Source organism: Frankia sp. BMG5.60 (assembly GCF_059428125.1).
The window spans coordinates 549979-564839 of record NZ_CM182091.1; the positions used below are offsets into that span (position 1 = coordinate 549979).

12 protein-coding genes are annotated in these 14861 nt (G+C 75.5%); 9 read left to right on the forward strand and 3 right to left on the reverse strand.

What is annotated here, in order from left to right; all coding sequences use genetic code 11:
- The first annotated feature begins 3 nt into the window (after positions 1-3).
- A complete protein-coding gene (locus tag AC5R91_RS02225) occupies positions 4-1233 on the forward strand; it encodes an ABC transporter ATP-binding protein (protein WP_495395408.1) in 1230 nt (409 codons plus the stop codon).
- Positions 1234-1357: 124 nt separating this feature from the next.
- On the opposite strand, the gene AC5R91_RS02230 is transcribed toward AC5R91_RS02225, so the two are convergent.
- Complete coding sequence (locus AC5R91_RS02230) at positions 1358-1801, reverse strand: Lrp/AsnC family transcriptional regulator (protein ID WP_009738598.1); 444 nt, start codon at positions 1799-1801, stop codon at positions 1358-1360.
- Positions 1802-2082: 281 nt separating this feature from the next.
- Here AC5R91_RS02230 and AC5R91_RS02235 point away from each other — a divergent pair, with 281 nt between their 5' ends.
- The 6 genes from AC5R91_RS02235 (at position 2083) to AC5R91_RS02260 (ending at position 10794) form a co-directional block, all read left to right on the forward strand.
- Positions 2083-3222 (forward strand): 5'-3' exonuclease, encoded by a 1140-nt coding sequence (locus AC5R91_RS02235; RefSeq protein ID WP_495395409.1) that lies wholly within the window; start codon positions 2083-2085, stop codon positions 3220-3222.
- A 390-nt stretch (positions 3223-3612) separates the two neighbouring features.
- The gene (locus AC5R91_RS02240; RefSeq protein WP_495397878.1) at positions 3613-5958 is read left to right on the forward strand and encodes an SDR family oxidoreductase; all 2346 of its coding nucleotides are present in this window, start codon (positions 3613-3615) and stop codon (positions 5956-5958) included.
- The gene (locus tag AC5R91_RS02245) at positions 5955-7085 is read left to right on the forward strand and encodes a zinc-binding dehydrogenase (RefSeq protein WP_495395410.1); all 1131 of its coding nucleotides are present in this window, start codon (positions 5955-5957) and stop codon (positions 7083-7085) included. Before AC5R91_RS02240 ends, AC5R91_RS02245 begins: the two co-directional genes overlap by 4 nt.
- Before the next feature lie 97 nt (positions 7086-7182).
- On the forward strand, positions 7183-8769 hold the full coding sequence (locus AC5R91_RS02250; RefSeq protein WP_495395411.1) for a lactate racemase domain-containing protein: 1587 nt from the start codon (positions 7183-7185) through the stop codon (positions 8767-8769).
- A gap of 110 nt (positions 8770-8879) precedes the next feature.
- Positions 8880-10157 (forward strand): lysophospholipid acyltransferase family protein, encoded by a 1278-nt coding sequence (locus tag AC5R91_RS02255; protein ID WP_495395413.1) that lies wholly within the window; start codon positions 8880-8882, stop codon positions 10155-10157.
- A gap of 106 nt (positions 10158-10263) precedes the next feature.
- Positions 10264-10794: a GrpB family protein gene (locus tag AC5R91_RS02260; protein WP_495395414.1), complete on the forward strand. Its 531-nt coding sequence runs from the start codon at positions 10264-10266 to the stop codon at positions 10792-10794.
- 169 nt (positions 10795-10963) lie between these two features.
- Here the strand turns inward: AC5R91_RS02260 and AC5R91_RS02265 are convergent, their stop codons facing one another.
- Positions 10964-11722 (reverse strand): phosphotransferase, encoded by a 759-nt coding sequence (locus tag AC5R91_RS02265; protein WP_495395416.1) that lies wholly within the window; start codon positions 11720-11722, stop codon positions 10964-10966.
- A 310-nt stretch (positions 11723-12032) separates the two neighbouring features.
- On the opposite strand from AC5R91_RS02265, the gene AC5R91_RS02270 reads away from it, so the two are divergent.
- Both AC5R91_RS02270 and AC5R91_RS02275 read left to right on the forward strand, forming a co-directional pair.
- On the forward strand, positions 12033-12668 hold the full coding sequence (locus tag AC5R91_RS02270) for a hypothetical protein (RefSeq protein WP_495395417.1): 636 nt from the start codon (positions 12033-12035) through the stop codon (positions 12666-12668).
- A gap of 182 nt (positions 12669-12850) precedes the next feature.
- The gene (locus AC5R91_RS02275) at positions 12851-13276 is read left to right on the forward strand and encodes a PPOX class F420-dependent oxidoreductase (protein ID WP_495395418.1); all 426 of its coding nucleotides are present in this window, start codon (positions 12851-12853) and stop codon (positions 13274-13276) included.
- Positions 13277-13375: 99 nt separating this feature from the next.
- Here AC5R91_RS02275 and AC5R91_RS02280 read toward each other — a convergent pair whose 3' ends face one another.
- Positions 13376-14494 (reverse strand): hypothetical protein, encoded by a 1119-nt coding sequence (locus tag AC5R91_RS02280; protein ID WP_495395419.1) that lies wholly within the window; start codon positions 14492-14494, stop codon positions 13376-13378.
- Positions 14495-14861 lie beyond the last annotated feature (367 nt).

Sequence of the window (14861 nt, forward strand, 5' to 3'; positions counted from 1 at the left end):
CTCATGGCGGAGGTCGAGCTGGAGCATGTGAGCAAGTGGTTCGGCGACGGGCAGGTGGCGGTCGACGATGTGAGCCTGCGTGTCGCCGACGGGGAGTTGTTGATCCTGGTGGGGCCGTCGGGGTGTGGGAAGTCGACGACGCTGAACATGATCGCCGGGTTGGAGGACATCAGCGACGGGGAGCTGCGGATCGGTGGTCGGGTCGTCAACGGGCTGGGGCCGGCCGAGCGGGACATCGCGATGGTGTTCCAGAGTTATGCGCTGTATCCGCACATGACGGTGCGGCGCAACATCGGGTTTCCGTTGTCGTTGGCGAAGGTGCCGCGGGCACGGATCGAGGAGCGGGTCCGCGAGGTGGCGGAGATGCTCGATCTGACGCCGTGGTTGGACCGTAAGCCGGGGAGTCTGTCGGGGGGTCAGCGTCAGCGGGTGGCGATGGGGCGGGCGATCGTGCGGTCGCCGGCGGTGTTCCTGATGGACGAGCCGTTGTCGAACCTGGATGCGACGCTGCGGGTGGCGACGCGTACGCAGGTGTCGCGGCTGCAGCGTCGGCTGGGCACGACGATGGTGTACGTCACCCATGATCAGGTCGAGGCGATGACGCTCGGGGATCGGGTGGCGGTGCTGCGGGCGGGGCGGGTGCAGCAGGTCGCGGCGCCGGTGGAGCTCTACGAGCGGCCGGTGAACCTGTTCGTGGCCGGGTTCATCGGTTCGCCGGCGATGAACTTTCTGCCGGCGGTGGTGCAGGGGGATCGGCTGCGTTCGCCGCTGGGCGCGGTGCCCCTCGACGATCGGCTGCGCCGGGCGTTGTCCGCGGGCGAGGCGGGGACGGCGGCGGGTGTCGACGGTGCGGCGGGGGCGGGGACGGCGGGGGCGGTGGTGGGGGGTGCGCCGCTGGTGCTGGGGATCCGTCCGGAGCATTTCGAGGATGTCGCGGTCGTCGGGGCCGACCGGCCCGGGGGGCGGGTGAGCGTGACCGCGGAGGTGGTGGAGTCGGTCGGGTCGGACAAGTACGTCTACGCCGGGGTGCCCGTCGAGCCGGGGCGGGCCGCCGATCTCGCGCGGGTGCTGCGCGAGGCCGGCGCGGCCAACGTGCCCGGCGTCGGGGAGCAGGTCGTGGCGCGCCTGGCGGCGGCGAGCACGGCGGTGCGCGGGGCGCGGGTCGAGCTGTGGTTCGACCCGGGGCGGCTGCACCTGTTCGACGCGGCCAGCGGTGTGGCGCTCACCGGCTGACCGGCGTCCCCCGACCTGGTTCCCTCTCCCCTGCATGTCCAGCGGGTTTCGTGCCCGACTTGTCCCTCTGGATGTGCAGTGGGGTACCGGGTGACGGGGGTGGGTGCCGTCGCGGGGCGCCGGGTCACAGGGCGGGGGGGCGGCCCTCGTAGGGGGTCGAGAGCACGACCATGGTGCGGGTGGACACGTTCGCCGCGGCGCGGATGCGCTGGAGCAGGACCTCCAGGTCACCGGGGCTGGCGACGCGCACCTTGAGCAGGTAGCTTTCCTCCCCGGCGACGCTGTGACAGGCCTCGATCTCGACGATGTGGGCGAGCCGGTCGGCGGCGTCGTCGGGTTGGCTCGGGTCGATCGGGGTGATCGAGACGAAGGCGGTCAGGGGCAGACCCACCTGGGAGGGGTCGACCAGCGCCGTGTAGGACGTGATCACTCCACGTTGTTCCAGGCGTCGTACGCGCTGATGGACGGCGGAGACCGACAGGCCGGTGGCCCGGCCGAGGTCGGTGAAGCTCATGCGCCCATCTCGGCACAGCATCTGCACGATTCGACGGTCGAGATCTTCCAGCACGATCCGGAGCGTACGCAGGTCGGCGCGGGGCGAGGGAGCTGTTTCTGGTCCGTTGCCTGGTCCCGGTGGGACAGCCGGTACGGTCGGGATCAGGTGTGGGTGGGGCGCGGTCGCGCGGCGCTGCCGTGGTGATGGTGGTGATAAGGCCGTCGGGCGGGGGCGGGCGGTCCGGGGTGTGGACGTTCCGGGGCGTGGGTGGTGTACGGCGGGGTGGACGGACGGGTAGGGGGCGGATCGGTGATGGCGCGAGGCCCGGCGGTGGACCCGGCGGTGGACCGGTGGTGAGCGGCCCGGTGCGTGAGCGGGGCGGCGGGTTGCTGCTCGCCGACGCCCCGTCGCTGTACTTCCGGGCGTTCTACGGGGTGCCGCGTGCGGTGCGGGCGCCGGATGGGACGCCGGTCAACGCGGTGCGGGGTCTGCTCGACGTGCTGGCCCGTCAGATCGTCGAGATCCGCCCGCGGGGGCTGGTGGCCTGTTTCGACGCCGACTGGCGTCCGGCGTTCCGGGTGGCGCTGCTGTCGTCGTACAAGGCGCACCGGGTGGCCGTGTCCGCCGACCGGCTCGGCGCCTCGGCGGCCGGTGCCTGCGTGGGCGGGGACGGGGCCGTGGGCGGCGGGGAGGCGGTGGTGGGCGGGGACGTCGAGGAGGTCGCCGACGAGTTGACCGTCCAGCTCCCGATCATCGATGCGGTGCTGGACGCGTTCGGGATCGCCCGGGCGGCCGCGGCGGGCTTCGAGGCCGACGACGTCATCGCCACCCTCGCGACCCGCCACAGCGACGGCGCCCGGGGCGCCGCGGGTGAGCGGGGCGGGGCGGGCGGGCAGGGTGGTGTGGGCGGGCAGGGTGCGGCCGGCGGCGGGGTGGACATCCTCACCGGGGACCGGGACCTGTTCCAGCTCGTCGACGACGACGCCGGGGTGCGGGTGCGCTACGCGGTGGAGAAGTTCGCCGTGGTCGACGAGGCGTCCGTCACCGCTCGCTACGGCATCCCGGGGCGGGCCTACGCCGATTTCGCGGTGCTGCGCGGCGATCCCAGCGACGGGCTGCCCGGGGTCGCCGGCGTCGGCGCGAAGACCGCGGCGACGCTGCTGAACCGGTTCGGGTCGTTGGCGGCGATCCTCGCCGCGCTCGACACTCCCCCGGCTCCCCCGGCTTCGGCGGCCGCGGGTGCGCGGGGTGGCGCGCGGGAGGAGGGGATGCCGGTGGCGGCGCGGCGGCGGCTGCTGGCTGCCCGCGACTACCTCGACGCCGCGGTGGGAGTGGTCGCGGTGGTGCGTGACTGCGACGTCGGTGACGTCGACGGGCGGCTGCCGGTCACCCCGGCCGACCCGCGGGCGGTGCTGGCGCTGAGCGAACGGTGGGGACTGACGGGGCCGTGCACGCGGCTGGTGTCCGCCCTGGGCGCGGTCGCCGCCGGCTGAGCGGCCCACCCCGCCGGCGGGGTGGGGCGTCGACGGGACAGGGTGTCGCCCTTCCCGTGCCGGGTCGGGCTGCCCCCGTTCGGGGGTCCGCGGGAGGGCCCCCACCGCGGGGTGGCCCGGTAGTGGCCCCGCGGTGGGGAAGCAGACGGGTGGGGTGGTTGTCCACTTGGCTGGCCGGATCGTGGGGCTGCCCGTCACCGCGCAGGGGTGCGGACGGTAGGTTTCCCTGCGTACCGCGGCCTGGGCACGCACCCGTGATGAGCAGGTTGGCGCCGCGGGGGCGAGGCGTCGCCTAGGGTTGCCCACCGGATGTGCACCCGCCCATCCGGACGACGGCGGGTGCGGGTGCCCCGGATGAGGGTGTCGGCGGTGACGGCAGCGGAGGTCAGGGTGGGGCTGCGCGAGCGGCTCGCGGGCAGGCGTGTGTTCGTGACCGGGGTGACCGGGTTCATGGGCGAGGCTCTGCTGGAACGGTTGCTGTCGGATTTCCCCGACACCTCGGTGGTGGCGCTGGTGCGGCCGCGGGGCAGTCACACGGGGGCGGCGCGGCTGGCGCGGATGCTGCGCAAGCCGGCGTTTCGTGAGCTGCGCGGCCGGCTCGGGGCGACGGGGCTCGCCGAGCTGGTGGCGCGTCGCGTCGAGGTCGTCGAGGGTGACCTGTCGCGGCTGCCGGCGTTGCCCGGCGACATCGACGTCGTCATCCACTGCGCCGGGGAGGTGTCGTTCGACCCGCCGATCGACGACGGGTTCCGGATCAACGTCGGTGGGCTGCAGGAGCTGCTGCGGGCGCTGGCGGCGGCGGGGGCGCGTCCGCATCTGGTGCACGTGTCGACGGCGTACGTGGCGGGGCTGCGGTCGGGGCACATCGCGGAGGGCCCGCTGGCCCACGATGTGGACTGGCGGGTCGAGCAGGACTCGGCCTCCCGGGTGCGTCAGCAGACCGAGGACGCCTCGCGGTCGCCGGAGAACTCGGTGCGGTTCCGGACGCAGGCGGGGCGGCGGTTCGCCGCGGCCGGGGCGCAGACGGTGTCGGCGGAGGCGGAGAAGCTGCGGCGGGCGTGGGTGGCGCGCCGGCTGGTCGAGGCCGGCGGGCAGCGCGCGCAGGTGCTGGGCTGGACGGATGCGTACACGTTCACCAAGGCGTTGGGGGAACGGTTCCTCGAGGAGGCGCACGGCGATCTGCCGTTGACGATCCTGCGGCCGTCGATCATCGAAAGTGCGTTGGCGCGGCCGTTCCCCGGGTGGATCGAGGGGTTCAAGATGGCCGAGCCGCTGATCCTGGCCTACGGCCGCGGCGAGCTGCCGGACTTCCCCGCCTCTCCGGACGCGGTGGTCGACATCATCCCGGTGGACCTGGTCGTGAACGCGACGCTGGCCGCGGCGGCGACGGTGCCGCCGGTGGACCGCCCGGCCTACTACACGGTGTGTTCGGGGTTCCGTAACCCGCTGCTGTTCCGGGATCTGTATGCCCATGTGCGCGAGTACTTCCTGGCCGATCCGCTGCCGCAGCGGGGCCGGGGGGCGATCGCGGTGCCGTCGTGGCCGTTTGCGGGGGCGGCGGCGGTGGAGGCGCGGCTGCGGCATTCCGAGCGGCTGGTGGGGCTGGCGGGCCGGGCGTTGGCGCAGGTCCCGGCGTCGGCGCGGACGCGGGCGTTGGCCGGGGAGCTGGAGCGGGCGCAGAGCCGGGTGGCGTTCCTGCGCCGCTATTCGGATGTGTACCGGGCGTACACGAAGGCGGAGCTGGTCTACGTCGACGATGCGACGGCGGCGTTGCACGAGGCGTTGGATTCGGCTGACCAGGTGGAGTTCGGGTTCGACCCGGCGTGTTTCGACTGGCGGCACTACCTGCAGCAGGTGCACTGCCCGGCGGTGACGGCGGTGCTGCGCCGTCCGCGTGAGGCGGCGCCGCGCCGGCGGCTGTCGGGGCATCTGGCCGCCGGCGACGGGGTGCTGGCGGTGTTCGATCTCGACGGTGCGGTGGCGAGCGCGACGGTGATCGAGTCGTATCTGTGGATGCGGCTGGCCGACGCGGGGCCGCGGCGGCGTGCGCGGGAGCTGGCGGGGCTGGCGGCGGCGCTGCCCGGGTATGTGCGCGCGGAGCGGCGTGACCGGGGGCATCTGATGCGCGCGGTGTACGCCCGCTACGCGGGGGTGGATCCCGAGGAGCTGGAGCGTCTGGTCGCCGAGGTGGCCGGGGACATTCTGCTGCGGCGGGTGAAGCCGGCGGGAATCCGCCGCGTGCGGGAGCATCGGGCGGCGGGGCATCGCACGGTGCTGCTGACCGGGGCGGTGGAGGTGCTGACCCGGCCGTTCGCGCCGCTGTTCGACGAGATCGTCGCCGCCCGGCTGGAGGTGGGCGCCGATGGGCTGCTCACCGGCGGGTTGGCCTCCTCGCCGCTGGTCGGCGATGCGCGTGCGGCGTATCTGGGGCATCATGCGCGCAGCACGGGTGCGGATCTGGCGGCGTCCTGGGCGTATGCGGACAGCCAGTCGGATCTGCCGTTGCTGCGTGCGGTGGGTAATCCGGTGGCGGTGAACCCGGATGTGGCGTTGCACCAGGTGGCGCGGGGTGCGGGCTGGCCGATCGAGGAGTGGGCGGCGGCGGTGGGGGAACCGCGGCTGATGGTGGGCAGTCGGGTGGAGCGGGGCTGGCAGGCCGCGGCCGCGCGGGCCCGCGCCGCCGTCGGTGCTGGCGGTGCTGGCGGGGCTGTCGGTGGTGCGGGGGGTGGGTGGTGACCCGGGGGTTGGAGCTGTATGACTCCCCGGCGCGCCACGTCGCCGCCCGGCTGGTCGCTCAGGCGCCCGGTGGGGCACTCGGGGGGCTGGGCCGGGCGGTGCCGTTGCGGTATGTGGACCGTGATGATCCGCGGCCGCCGGATGACCGCTGGGTGCGGGTGCGTCCGTCGCTGGCGGGGATCGGTGGGGCGGATCTGGCGCTGGTGACCGGGCGGGCGTCGGCGTATCTGACGGCGGTTGTCGGGTTGCCGTTCGTGCCGGGACGGGAGGTCGTCGGCCGGGTGGAGCAGCAGGTGACCCTTCCCGACGGCCGGATGCTGGCCGCGGGTGCCCGGGTCGTCGTCGACCCGGTGGCGCAGTCGGCGCCGCGGGCGGGTGAGGTCGGGGTCGGCGGCGGCGGGTGGAGCCGGATCATGCTCGCCCATCGCGGTCAGCTGCATGCGGTGCCCGACGGCCTGCCCGACGAGCGGGCGGTGCTGGTCGACGCGCTGGCCCGTGCCGTGCACACCGTCGATCGGGCCCGGGTGGCGTCCGGGGCGCGGGTGCTGGTCGTCGGCGCGGGGGCGGTCGGGCTGTTCACGGTGCTGGCGTTGCGGGCGTTCACCGACGCCGGGTCGGTGGCGGTCGTGGCGCGTCATCCCCGCCAGGCGCAGGTGGCCGGCCGGTTCGGCGCGGACGCGGTGTTCGATCCGGCCGAGGCGGTCGCCGGGGTGCGTCGGGGCACGCATGCGCTGCGGGTGACCCCGCCGTCGGGCGGGTCGTTCCTGCTCGGCGGGGTGGATGTGGCCGTGGACGCGGCGGGTAGCGGTGAGGCGCTGGCGACGGCGTTGCGCACGACTCGGGCGGGTGGCCGGGTGGTGGTGGCCGGTACCCCGTCGGGTCGGGTGGATCTGACGCCGCTGTGGGCGCGGGGGCTGGAGCTGGTCGGGGCGGCGCGTACCAGCGCCGATCCGGGCGCGGCGGACGTGCTGGCGCGGGCGTGGGAGCTGGCCGCGACCGCGCCGCTGGACGGGCTGGTCACCGGCGGCTATCCGCTGACCCGCTGGCGCGACGCGTTGGCCCATGCGTGGGACGCGGGGCGGCTCGGCGCGGTGCGGGTGGCGTTCGATCCGGCGGCGCCGTCGTGAGCGGGGCCGGCGGCGGGTGCGGGGCCGGGATGGCGGGGGTGGACTGGGCACACGCAGGGTGTGGCTCATCGGGGCGGACGTGGAGAGGATCGCGACAGTGAGACCGGGGTTCGTGCTCGAGGTCGACGAGCGGACTCCCCCGCTGCTGGTCCATTCCGGCGCCGGGGTGCTGCTGGAACGGTTCCCGCTGGGCACGCGGGTGGTGTATCCGCCGCAGCCGCGGCCGGGGGTCGCAGACGTCGACGCGGCGATCGGCGCGGCGCTGGGCGAGCCGGTGGGCAGCGCGCCGCTGTCGGCGCTGCTGCGCCCGGGGATGCGCCTGGCGATCAGCGTGGACGACCTGCGCACCCCGCAGCCGCGGGTGCGGGGTGTCGACGTGCGCGGGCGGATCCTGGAGCGGGTGCTGACCGTGGCGGCGGCGGCCGGCGTCGACGAGGTGTCGCTGGTGGTGGCCAACGGGCTGCACCGGCGGCTCGCCGCCGCCGAGGTGGCGGGGATCGTCGGGGAGCGGGTGTTCCGCTCGTTCTGGCCGACGCAGTTGGCCTGCCATGACGCCGAGGACGCGGCGAACCTCGTCGAGATCGGCCTCAGCGACGCCGGCGAACCGGTTCAGGTCGCCCGGGTGGTGGCCGAGGCCGATCTGCTCGTCGCCGTCGGGATCGTGCAGGGCCCCGGGCAGGGCGGGCTGGGTGCGCTGGTCGAGGGGCTGTCGTCGTACGCGTCGCTGCGCGCGGTGCACGGGGTGGCGGCGGTGACGCAGGGCGCGGCGGCGGGTGCGGGTGGCGGCGGGACGGTCGAGGGCCGGATCGTGCAGGGCGCGGCGGCGGGCCGGGTGGGGGCGGTGCTGGGCGCGGCGGTGCCGGTGTTCGCGGTGACGGCGACGGTGAACGCCGCCGTCGGGCCGGGGCCGTTTCTGACCCGCCGGGAGTGGGAGTGGTCGCCGGCCGATTCCGCGCTGGCGTTCGGGGTGGGCCGGGGCCTGGAGCTGCTCGGCGGGCGGGGGCGGGCGCGGGTGCTGCGCGATCTGGCCGCCGACTACGCGATCACGTCGGTGACGGCCGGTGAGCCGCAGGCGGTGGCGGTGGCGGCGTGGGCGGCGGTCGACGCCCAGCAGCGCGTCGACGTCGACGGGCAGAGTGACGTCGTCGTTGTGGGGCTGCCCCCGTTCGGGGCGTATCAGGGTGGGGCGCCGGCGGATCCGGTGCTCGCCGCGCACGGTGCGCTCGCCGACGTCTTCGCCCGCCATCGGGGGCGGCCCGTCGTCCGCGAGAACGGGGCGATGATCGTCTACCATCCGGTGTCGGCCCGGTTCTCCCAGTTGCATCAGCCGTCGTATGTGGACTTCTACGAGGAGGTGCTCGCCGAGTCGAGTGATCCGGCGACGATCGAGGCGAAGTTCGAGCGGCAGTACGCCACCGACCCGTGGTATGCGTCGCTGTACCGGACGTCGCTGGCGCATCACGGGGTGCATCCGTTCCACCGCTGGTATGAGACGGCGCCGGCGCGGGCGCATCTGGCCGAGGTGGTCTTCGTCGGCGGGGATCGGGCGGTGTGCGCGCGGCTGGGTTACCGGGCGGCGTCGACGCTGGCGGATGCGTTGGAGATCGTGGCGGGGTCGGTGGGCCGTGACCCGTCGATCACCTACCTGCACAGCCCGCCGCAGTTGATCACCGAGGTGCGGTGAGGGGCGCAGGGGTCGCGCCGTGACGGGCGGGGTCGCTGGGTGCGTGGGTGCGTGGGTGCGGCGGATGGGACCGGTAGGACGAAGGTGTTCGGGACGGATGGGTGATCGGGATGGGTAGGCCGCGACGGGGTGTGGGGCTGCGCGAGGCCGCGCGGGGTTTTCGTCGGGGTGGCCCGCCGTGGGCGCCGGCCGGCGACGCGGGCGGTGCGGCGCGGCCGGCGGCGCGGGAGTTCCCCACCGGGTGGGCGCGCAGCGGTGCGGCGCGCACGACTCGGGCGGCGTTCCTCAGCGGGGTGATGAATCCGCTGCTGCACGCCTCGCTGACCGCGGATACGCATGGCGCGGAGGTGTTCGACGCCGTCCGCGGCACCCCGGTGATCGTCGTGTCGAATCACACCAGCCATCTCGACGCGCCCATGCTGCTGTGTGCGCTGCCCGGGCGGGTGCGTTCGCGTACCGCGGTGACGGCGGCGGCGGACTATTTCTTCGACAGTGTGTGGCGGGGGGCGGGTAGCGCGTTGGCGTTCGCGACGGTGCCGATCGACCGCAGCGGCGGGGCGCCGTCGTCGACGCCGATGGATCTGCTGCGCGACGGCTGGAACCTGGTGATCTTTCCGGAGGGGACGCGGTCGCGGGACGGGGCGCGGGGCCGGTTCCGGTTGGGGGCTGCGTATCTGGCGATCAACGCCGGGGTGCCGGTGGTGCCGGTGGGGGTGCGGGGGGCGTTCGCGGCGATGCCGCGGGGCCGGTCGTGGCCGGTGCCGGGTCGCCCGCAGGTGACGGTGCGTTTCGGCCGGCCGCTGCGCCCGGCGCCCGGTGAGGATGTGCGGGCGTTCACCGCCCGGCTGGCCGCCGAGGTCGACCGGCTGTGCGCCGAGGACGCGACGAGCTGGTGGGATGCCACCCGTGCCGCGCTCGCCGAGCAGCCCACCGACTCCCCCGTTTCCCCCGCCGCCGGTGTCGCCGTCCCCCTCGGCGCCGATCCCGCGCCGCCAGCCGGGGCGGATGTCGCCGCAGGCGAGCCGACCGTGGCCGGGCCCGGCGTGCCACCACGGCAGCCGACCGCCGCCGACCACGCCGACCACGCCGACAGTCTGTCCCCCGCTGCTGGGTCTGTCCTCGGCGGGCCGCGCCTCGACCAGGGGGACGACGTCGGATCGGGCGGTACCCGGTCGGCCGGCACGGCCGCGACGACGGCCGCTGTCGGCGAGGCGCGCACCCTGGGCCGGCACCGTCCCCGCGCTTCGGCGCGTAGCGGGTCCGGCCCGGTGTCGATCTCCGCGCGGCTGCGCGGCGCCCCGGACACCCCGACGGCGCGCTGGCGGCGGATCTGGGCGGCCACCGAACCGTTGCCGCGCAACACCTCCCGCTCCCCCTGGCGCCGCTGAGCGCCGCCGCCTCGGGTGTCGGCGGCCCGGGGTCTGCGGCCCGCCGGTGCGCCCGGGCCCGTACGGCCCCAGGACGATGCCTGTCGGGTGGGAGGGGCGAGCACACATGGTCAGCGACGAGCCGGTCGAGGTTGTCGCCCACGACCCGGCGTGGGCCGGCCGGTTCGCCGAGCAGCGCGACCGGCTGGCCGCCCTCCTGGGGGATCTGCTCGCCGGCGCGGTGGAGCACATCGGCTCCACCGCGGTGGCGGGCCTGCCCGCCAAGCCCGTCGTCGACCTCCTCGCCCCGGTGCACGACGCGGTGCCGGCGCTGGCCGCCGACGGCTGGCTGTACTGGCCGCAGGATCCGGCCGGCGGCTACCGCCTGTGGTTCCTGCGCCCGCATCCGGTCGCGCGCACCCACCACCTCCATGTGATCGCCCACGACGATCCGCACGCCCGGGCGCTGCTGGCCTTCCGCGACGCCCTGCGGGCCGATGCCGAGCTGCGCGGGCGGTACGCGCAGCTCAAACGACGCCTCGCCCGGACGCATCGCGACAACCGCAACGCCTACACCAACGCCAAGGCCGCCTTCGTCGACCAGGCACTGCGCGGCGTCGGAGTCGACCCACCACCACGCGATCCGCTACCGGAGTAGACCCGCCTGGGTGAGCAGGATCGCCAGCAGCACCAGGTAGACCAGCCGGGTGGGGTCGTGCAGGTAGGCGACGAGCAGGCTGGAGCCCAGGGCGCCCAGCGCCATGCCGGCGAAGGGACCGGCGCCGCCTGCCAGGGTGCCGCGGGTGCGGGTGCCGGCCCCACCGTCGCTATCCCCGGGTGGGGCGGCGCCCGAGGAGCGCGGCCTGCAGGCGGCCGCGGTGGGCGACGACCCAGCGGTGCGCCGCACGCACCTCCTCGACGGCACCGGCCGCACGCAGGCGGCGGGCGCCCGGCTGCCCGGCCCGCGCACCGCGCTCGATGCCGCGCCAGCAACGGTCCTGCCACCACAGAATCGTCTCGATCAGGCGGTCACGGTGTCGCAGCCCGTAGGCGTCGCAGATCACTGCGATCCGTCGGGTCACCTCGGTCAGGTCGGTCACCGATGGGCCGAGTGCGAGGAACTGCCAGCAGACGTGGGCGACGTCGTCGATGCGCCGGCCTGGTGCGGCCAGATCCCAGTCCAGCAGTGCCACCGGGCGCAGTTCCCCGGCCACCGGCCGGTAGACGGTGTTGCGCGGCGCCAGGTCGTTGTGGCAGACGACCTCCCCGCCGCGCGCCAGCGCCGTCCCCGCGGTCAGGTCGTGGAGCTGACGGACCAGCTCGGCGAGGCGGGCGAGGCTGTCGTCGGTGGTGACGGCGGCCGGCTGGTCGGCCTGCCAGGCGACATGGCCGGGCAGGTAGGTGAGGATCTCGCGGCCCTGCCCGTCGACGCCGAGCAGGCGTGGCGCTCCCTCGAAGCCGCGGTCCGCCAGCAGGCCCAGCAGGCGGTGGACGAACTCGGCGCGCTCCGGCACGGGCCGGCGCACGGTGTCCCCGATCCGGACGACCGTGTTGACGAGCCCACCGGGCAGGGGCGTCTGCGTCATGGGTGCAACGGGGTCACGGGTGCAACGGGGTCACGGGTGCGTCCGGGTCACGGGTCCAGGTCATCGGTGCATCCTCGCCGATCCGCTCGCCGCCTCGGGTGCGGACGTCGCCGAGCATCGGCGGATCCTCGATCGAGCCAGGCGATCTGTGATGTTCATCACATGATGATCGAGATGTGGATAACCCTGTCGACGGGGTGGTGGGTAACCCGGTGTGACCCTGTGGATGTCCTGTGGGGAAAGGGTAATCCCGCGCGGCGGGGAGAAGTCAAGGCGTTGCAGTGCGTATCTGGCGCGGTATCACTGATGCATGGCACTGCTGCACCTGACCGCCCGGTCCACTCCGCCCGCCCGCCCGCCCGAGTCCGCCCGCCCGAGCTCGACGGCGGGCCCCGTCCAGGTCGTGGGTCCCGATGCGCCGGCCCGAGCGCCCGCCCGTTCGCCCGGCCGTTCGCGGCTGGACGCCGCCCGTCCGGGCGGGCCGGGTCCGGGTCGTGCCGGTCCCGGCGGCGACGAGCACGACGGTGGTCGTCCGGCGGCGGGTGGCGCGGCCGGGTCCCCGCGTGGGACGGCCGGGCCCGGGGGTGGGGCGGCGCCGCTGCCACCGAGTGTGGCTCGGGTCGCCGCACGCACCCGGCTGTCCGCCGAGCTGCTCGCCGCGATCCTGGAGGTCGAGCGGCGGACCCGGGCCACCCTGGACGACATCGAACGCGCCGACGCCCTCGCCGAGCGGCTCCTGGTACGCCGTGGCCATCGCCTGCGCGCCACCGGCGGGCGCGCCACCGGGACCAGCGGCGGTCCGGCCACCCCAGGTCCGGCCACCCCAGGTCCGGCCACCCCAGGTCCGGCCGCCGGCGGCTCGGGCCTGAGCGGTCCGACCACCGCAGCCTCGATCGTCCCGGGTCCGACCAGGCCGGGCGAGCAGACGTACCGGGCGTCGGCCTGAAGCAGCCGAGGCCGCGACGGTCCGTCGTTCGGGCGCCGGCGGCCCCGGTGCAGCAGGGTGCACACGCCCGCGGCCGGAAGGCGACGAGAACCGCCTGCGATCGCGCCCCCGTGCACCTCTGCGGGCGTGGCCCCGGGCGTGGCCCGGCTGGGGGACACCGCCTGGCGGCATAGGGTGCTCGCATGGCGACGATGACCGATGCGCAGTGGCGGGAGTTCGTCTCGGCGGGCACGCGCACCGGCAAGCTCGCCACCGTCCGGGCCGACGGCCGGCCGCACGTGGTGCCGATCTGGTTCCTTCTCGACGGCGCCGACGTCGTGTTCAACACCGGGGCGGAGTCGGTGAAGGGCCGGGCGCTGCGGCGCACCGGGGCCGCGGCGTTGTGTGTCGACGACGAGCGGCCGCCGTACTCGTTCGTCACCCTGACCGGGCCGGTGACGCTGTCCGACGACGTGGCCGAGGTGCGCCACTGGGCCACGCGCATCGCCGCCCGCTACATGGGCGCGCAGCGGGCCGAGGAGTACGGCGCGCGCAACGGCGTTCCCGGCGAGTTGCTCGTGCGCCTGTCCCCCACCCAGGTCGTGGCCCTCGCCGACGTCGCGGACTGACGCGGACTGAGCCGACCCCGGCGGGCTTGAGCGCCGGGCCCGCCGGGCTGCGACGGCTACCGGCAACGAGCCTGCCCTACGCCGACCCGGTAGCTGCCGTCAGGAGGCGCCGGCGGTGCGGGGGGCGCGGTCGACCGGCGGTGCGGAGATCAGCAGCAGGACCTCGTGCACCCGGGTGGCCAGCAGCCGCGACGGGCGGGTGTCGAGGATGGCGACCATCTCGTCGAGGACACCGCCGGCGGTGGCCGGGTCGTGGTTGACCAGCGTGGTGGCCAGCGCCGCCAGCGCCCAGCCGCGTTCGAGGGTGCCCGGGGTGGTGATCGCGACGGCGCGCCACGCCGCGGATCGGGCTCCGGGCACGTGCAGCCGGGCCATCGCGTCGGCGACGACGCACGCCTCGCGGACGTCGTCGAAGGCGGGCCAGCCGGGATGGCGCAGGCCGCGCACGACCGGGCGGTCGCGCAGGCGGGCCAGCGCGGCGTCGACGCCGGGTTCGTCGCCGGCGGCCGCGGCGAGGGTGACCTCGGCGGCCGCGGCCCAGCCGTGCAGGTAGGGATGCTCCACGGCGGCGGCCCGCGCGGCGGCGGCGCGGGCGGCGTCGAGGCGTCCGTCGGCGAAGGCGATCGCGGCGTCCAGGCTGCGGGAGGTGCCGGTGAGCAGCCGGTCGTCGAGCTGGGCGGCGAACTGCTCGGTGAGGGTGGCGAAGCGGCGGGCGGAGGTGTCCGCGCCGGTGTCCGCGGACAGCACGCCCAGGTAGAACGACAGGTAGCCGGCGACGCGGGTCAGCTCGATGTGCACCGCGGGCGACAGCCGCCGCGCCAGGGCGGCCTGCACGCGGCGCCAGTCGCCGACGATCGGGCCGAGCAGGCCGGTGTGGGGCGTGGTGAGCAGGGTGGTGGCGTAGCGGTAGAGGCGGTCGTCGAACTCGCTGAGCGCCAGCGGGTCGGGGTCGGCGTAGGCGATCTCCCGGGAGATCATCGCCGCGGCGCGGGCGGCGGCGGACAGGCCGAAGCGGTCCGGCACCTGCGCGCCCGGCAGTTCCACCGCGTCCATGCCCTGCATCCCTTCCACCTCCCGACCGGCGGCGCACACCGCCGGCCGGACCGCCGGTCCCGCGCCCGCCGTCACGTCCGGGCCGGGCCGAGGCCCGGGCGGGCCGTGCGCGTCGGCGTCGGCGCGGCCGGATGCCGCGGCGGCGCAGGCCGCGGGCGAGCCCACCCCTGTCCGTCACGCCGCGTTACCGTCGGCTGGTCGTGGGCTGCTGCCCGCCGCGCCCGCCTCGCCTCGGCGGGCCCGCTGCGGGTGCCGGAGCTGGGCTTCGACGCCGGGCAGGCGGCGACCCGTCCACGGCGACGGTCCTACCGGTGTGTAGCCGGATCGGTGGACGACGTGACGGTGGGCACGCTACCGCGACCCTGGGGGGGTCTGTACAGCGGTTGGACGAACTCCACACCGCCCCCGCGTTGTCCATTCGGGACATTCCTCCTCTTGTAGGTGGAACGTGAGGCGTGTAATGGGGTCGTGATGGCCTGATCGGGCCGGGTGCCCCGCTCCGGGGCAGCCCACGCCGCGGGCCTGGTCAGGG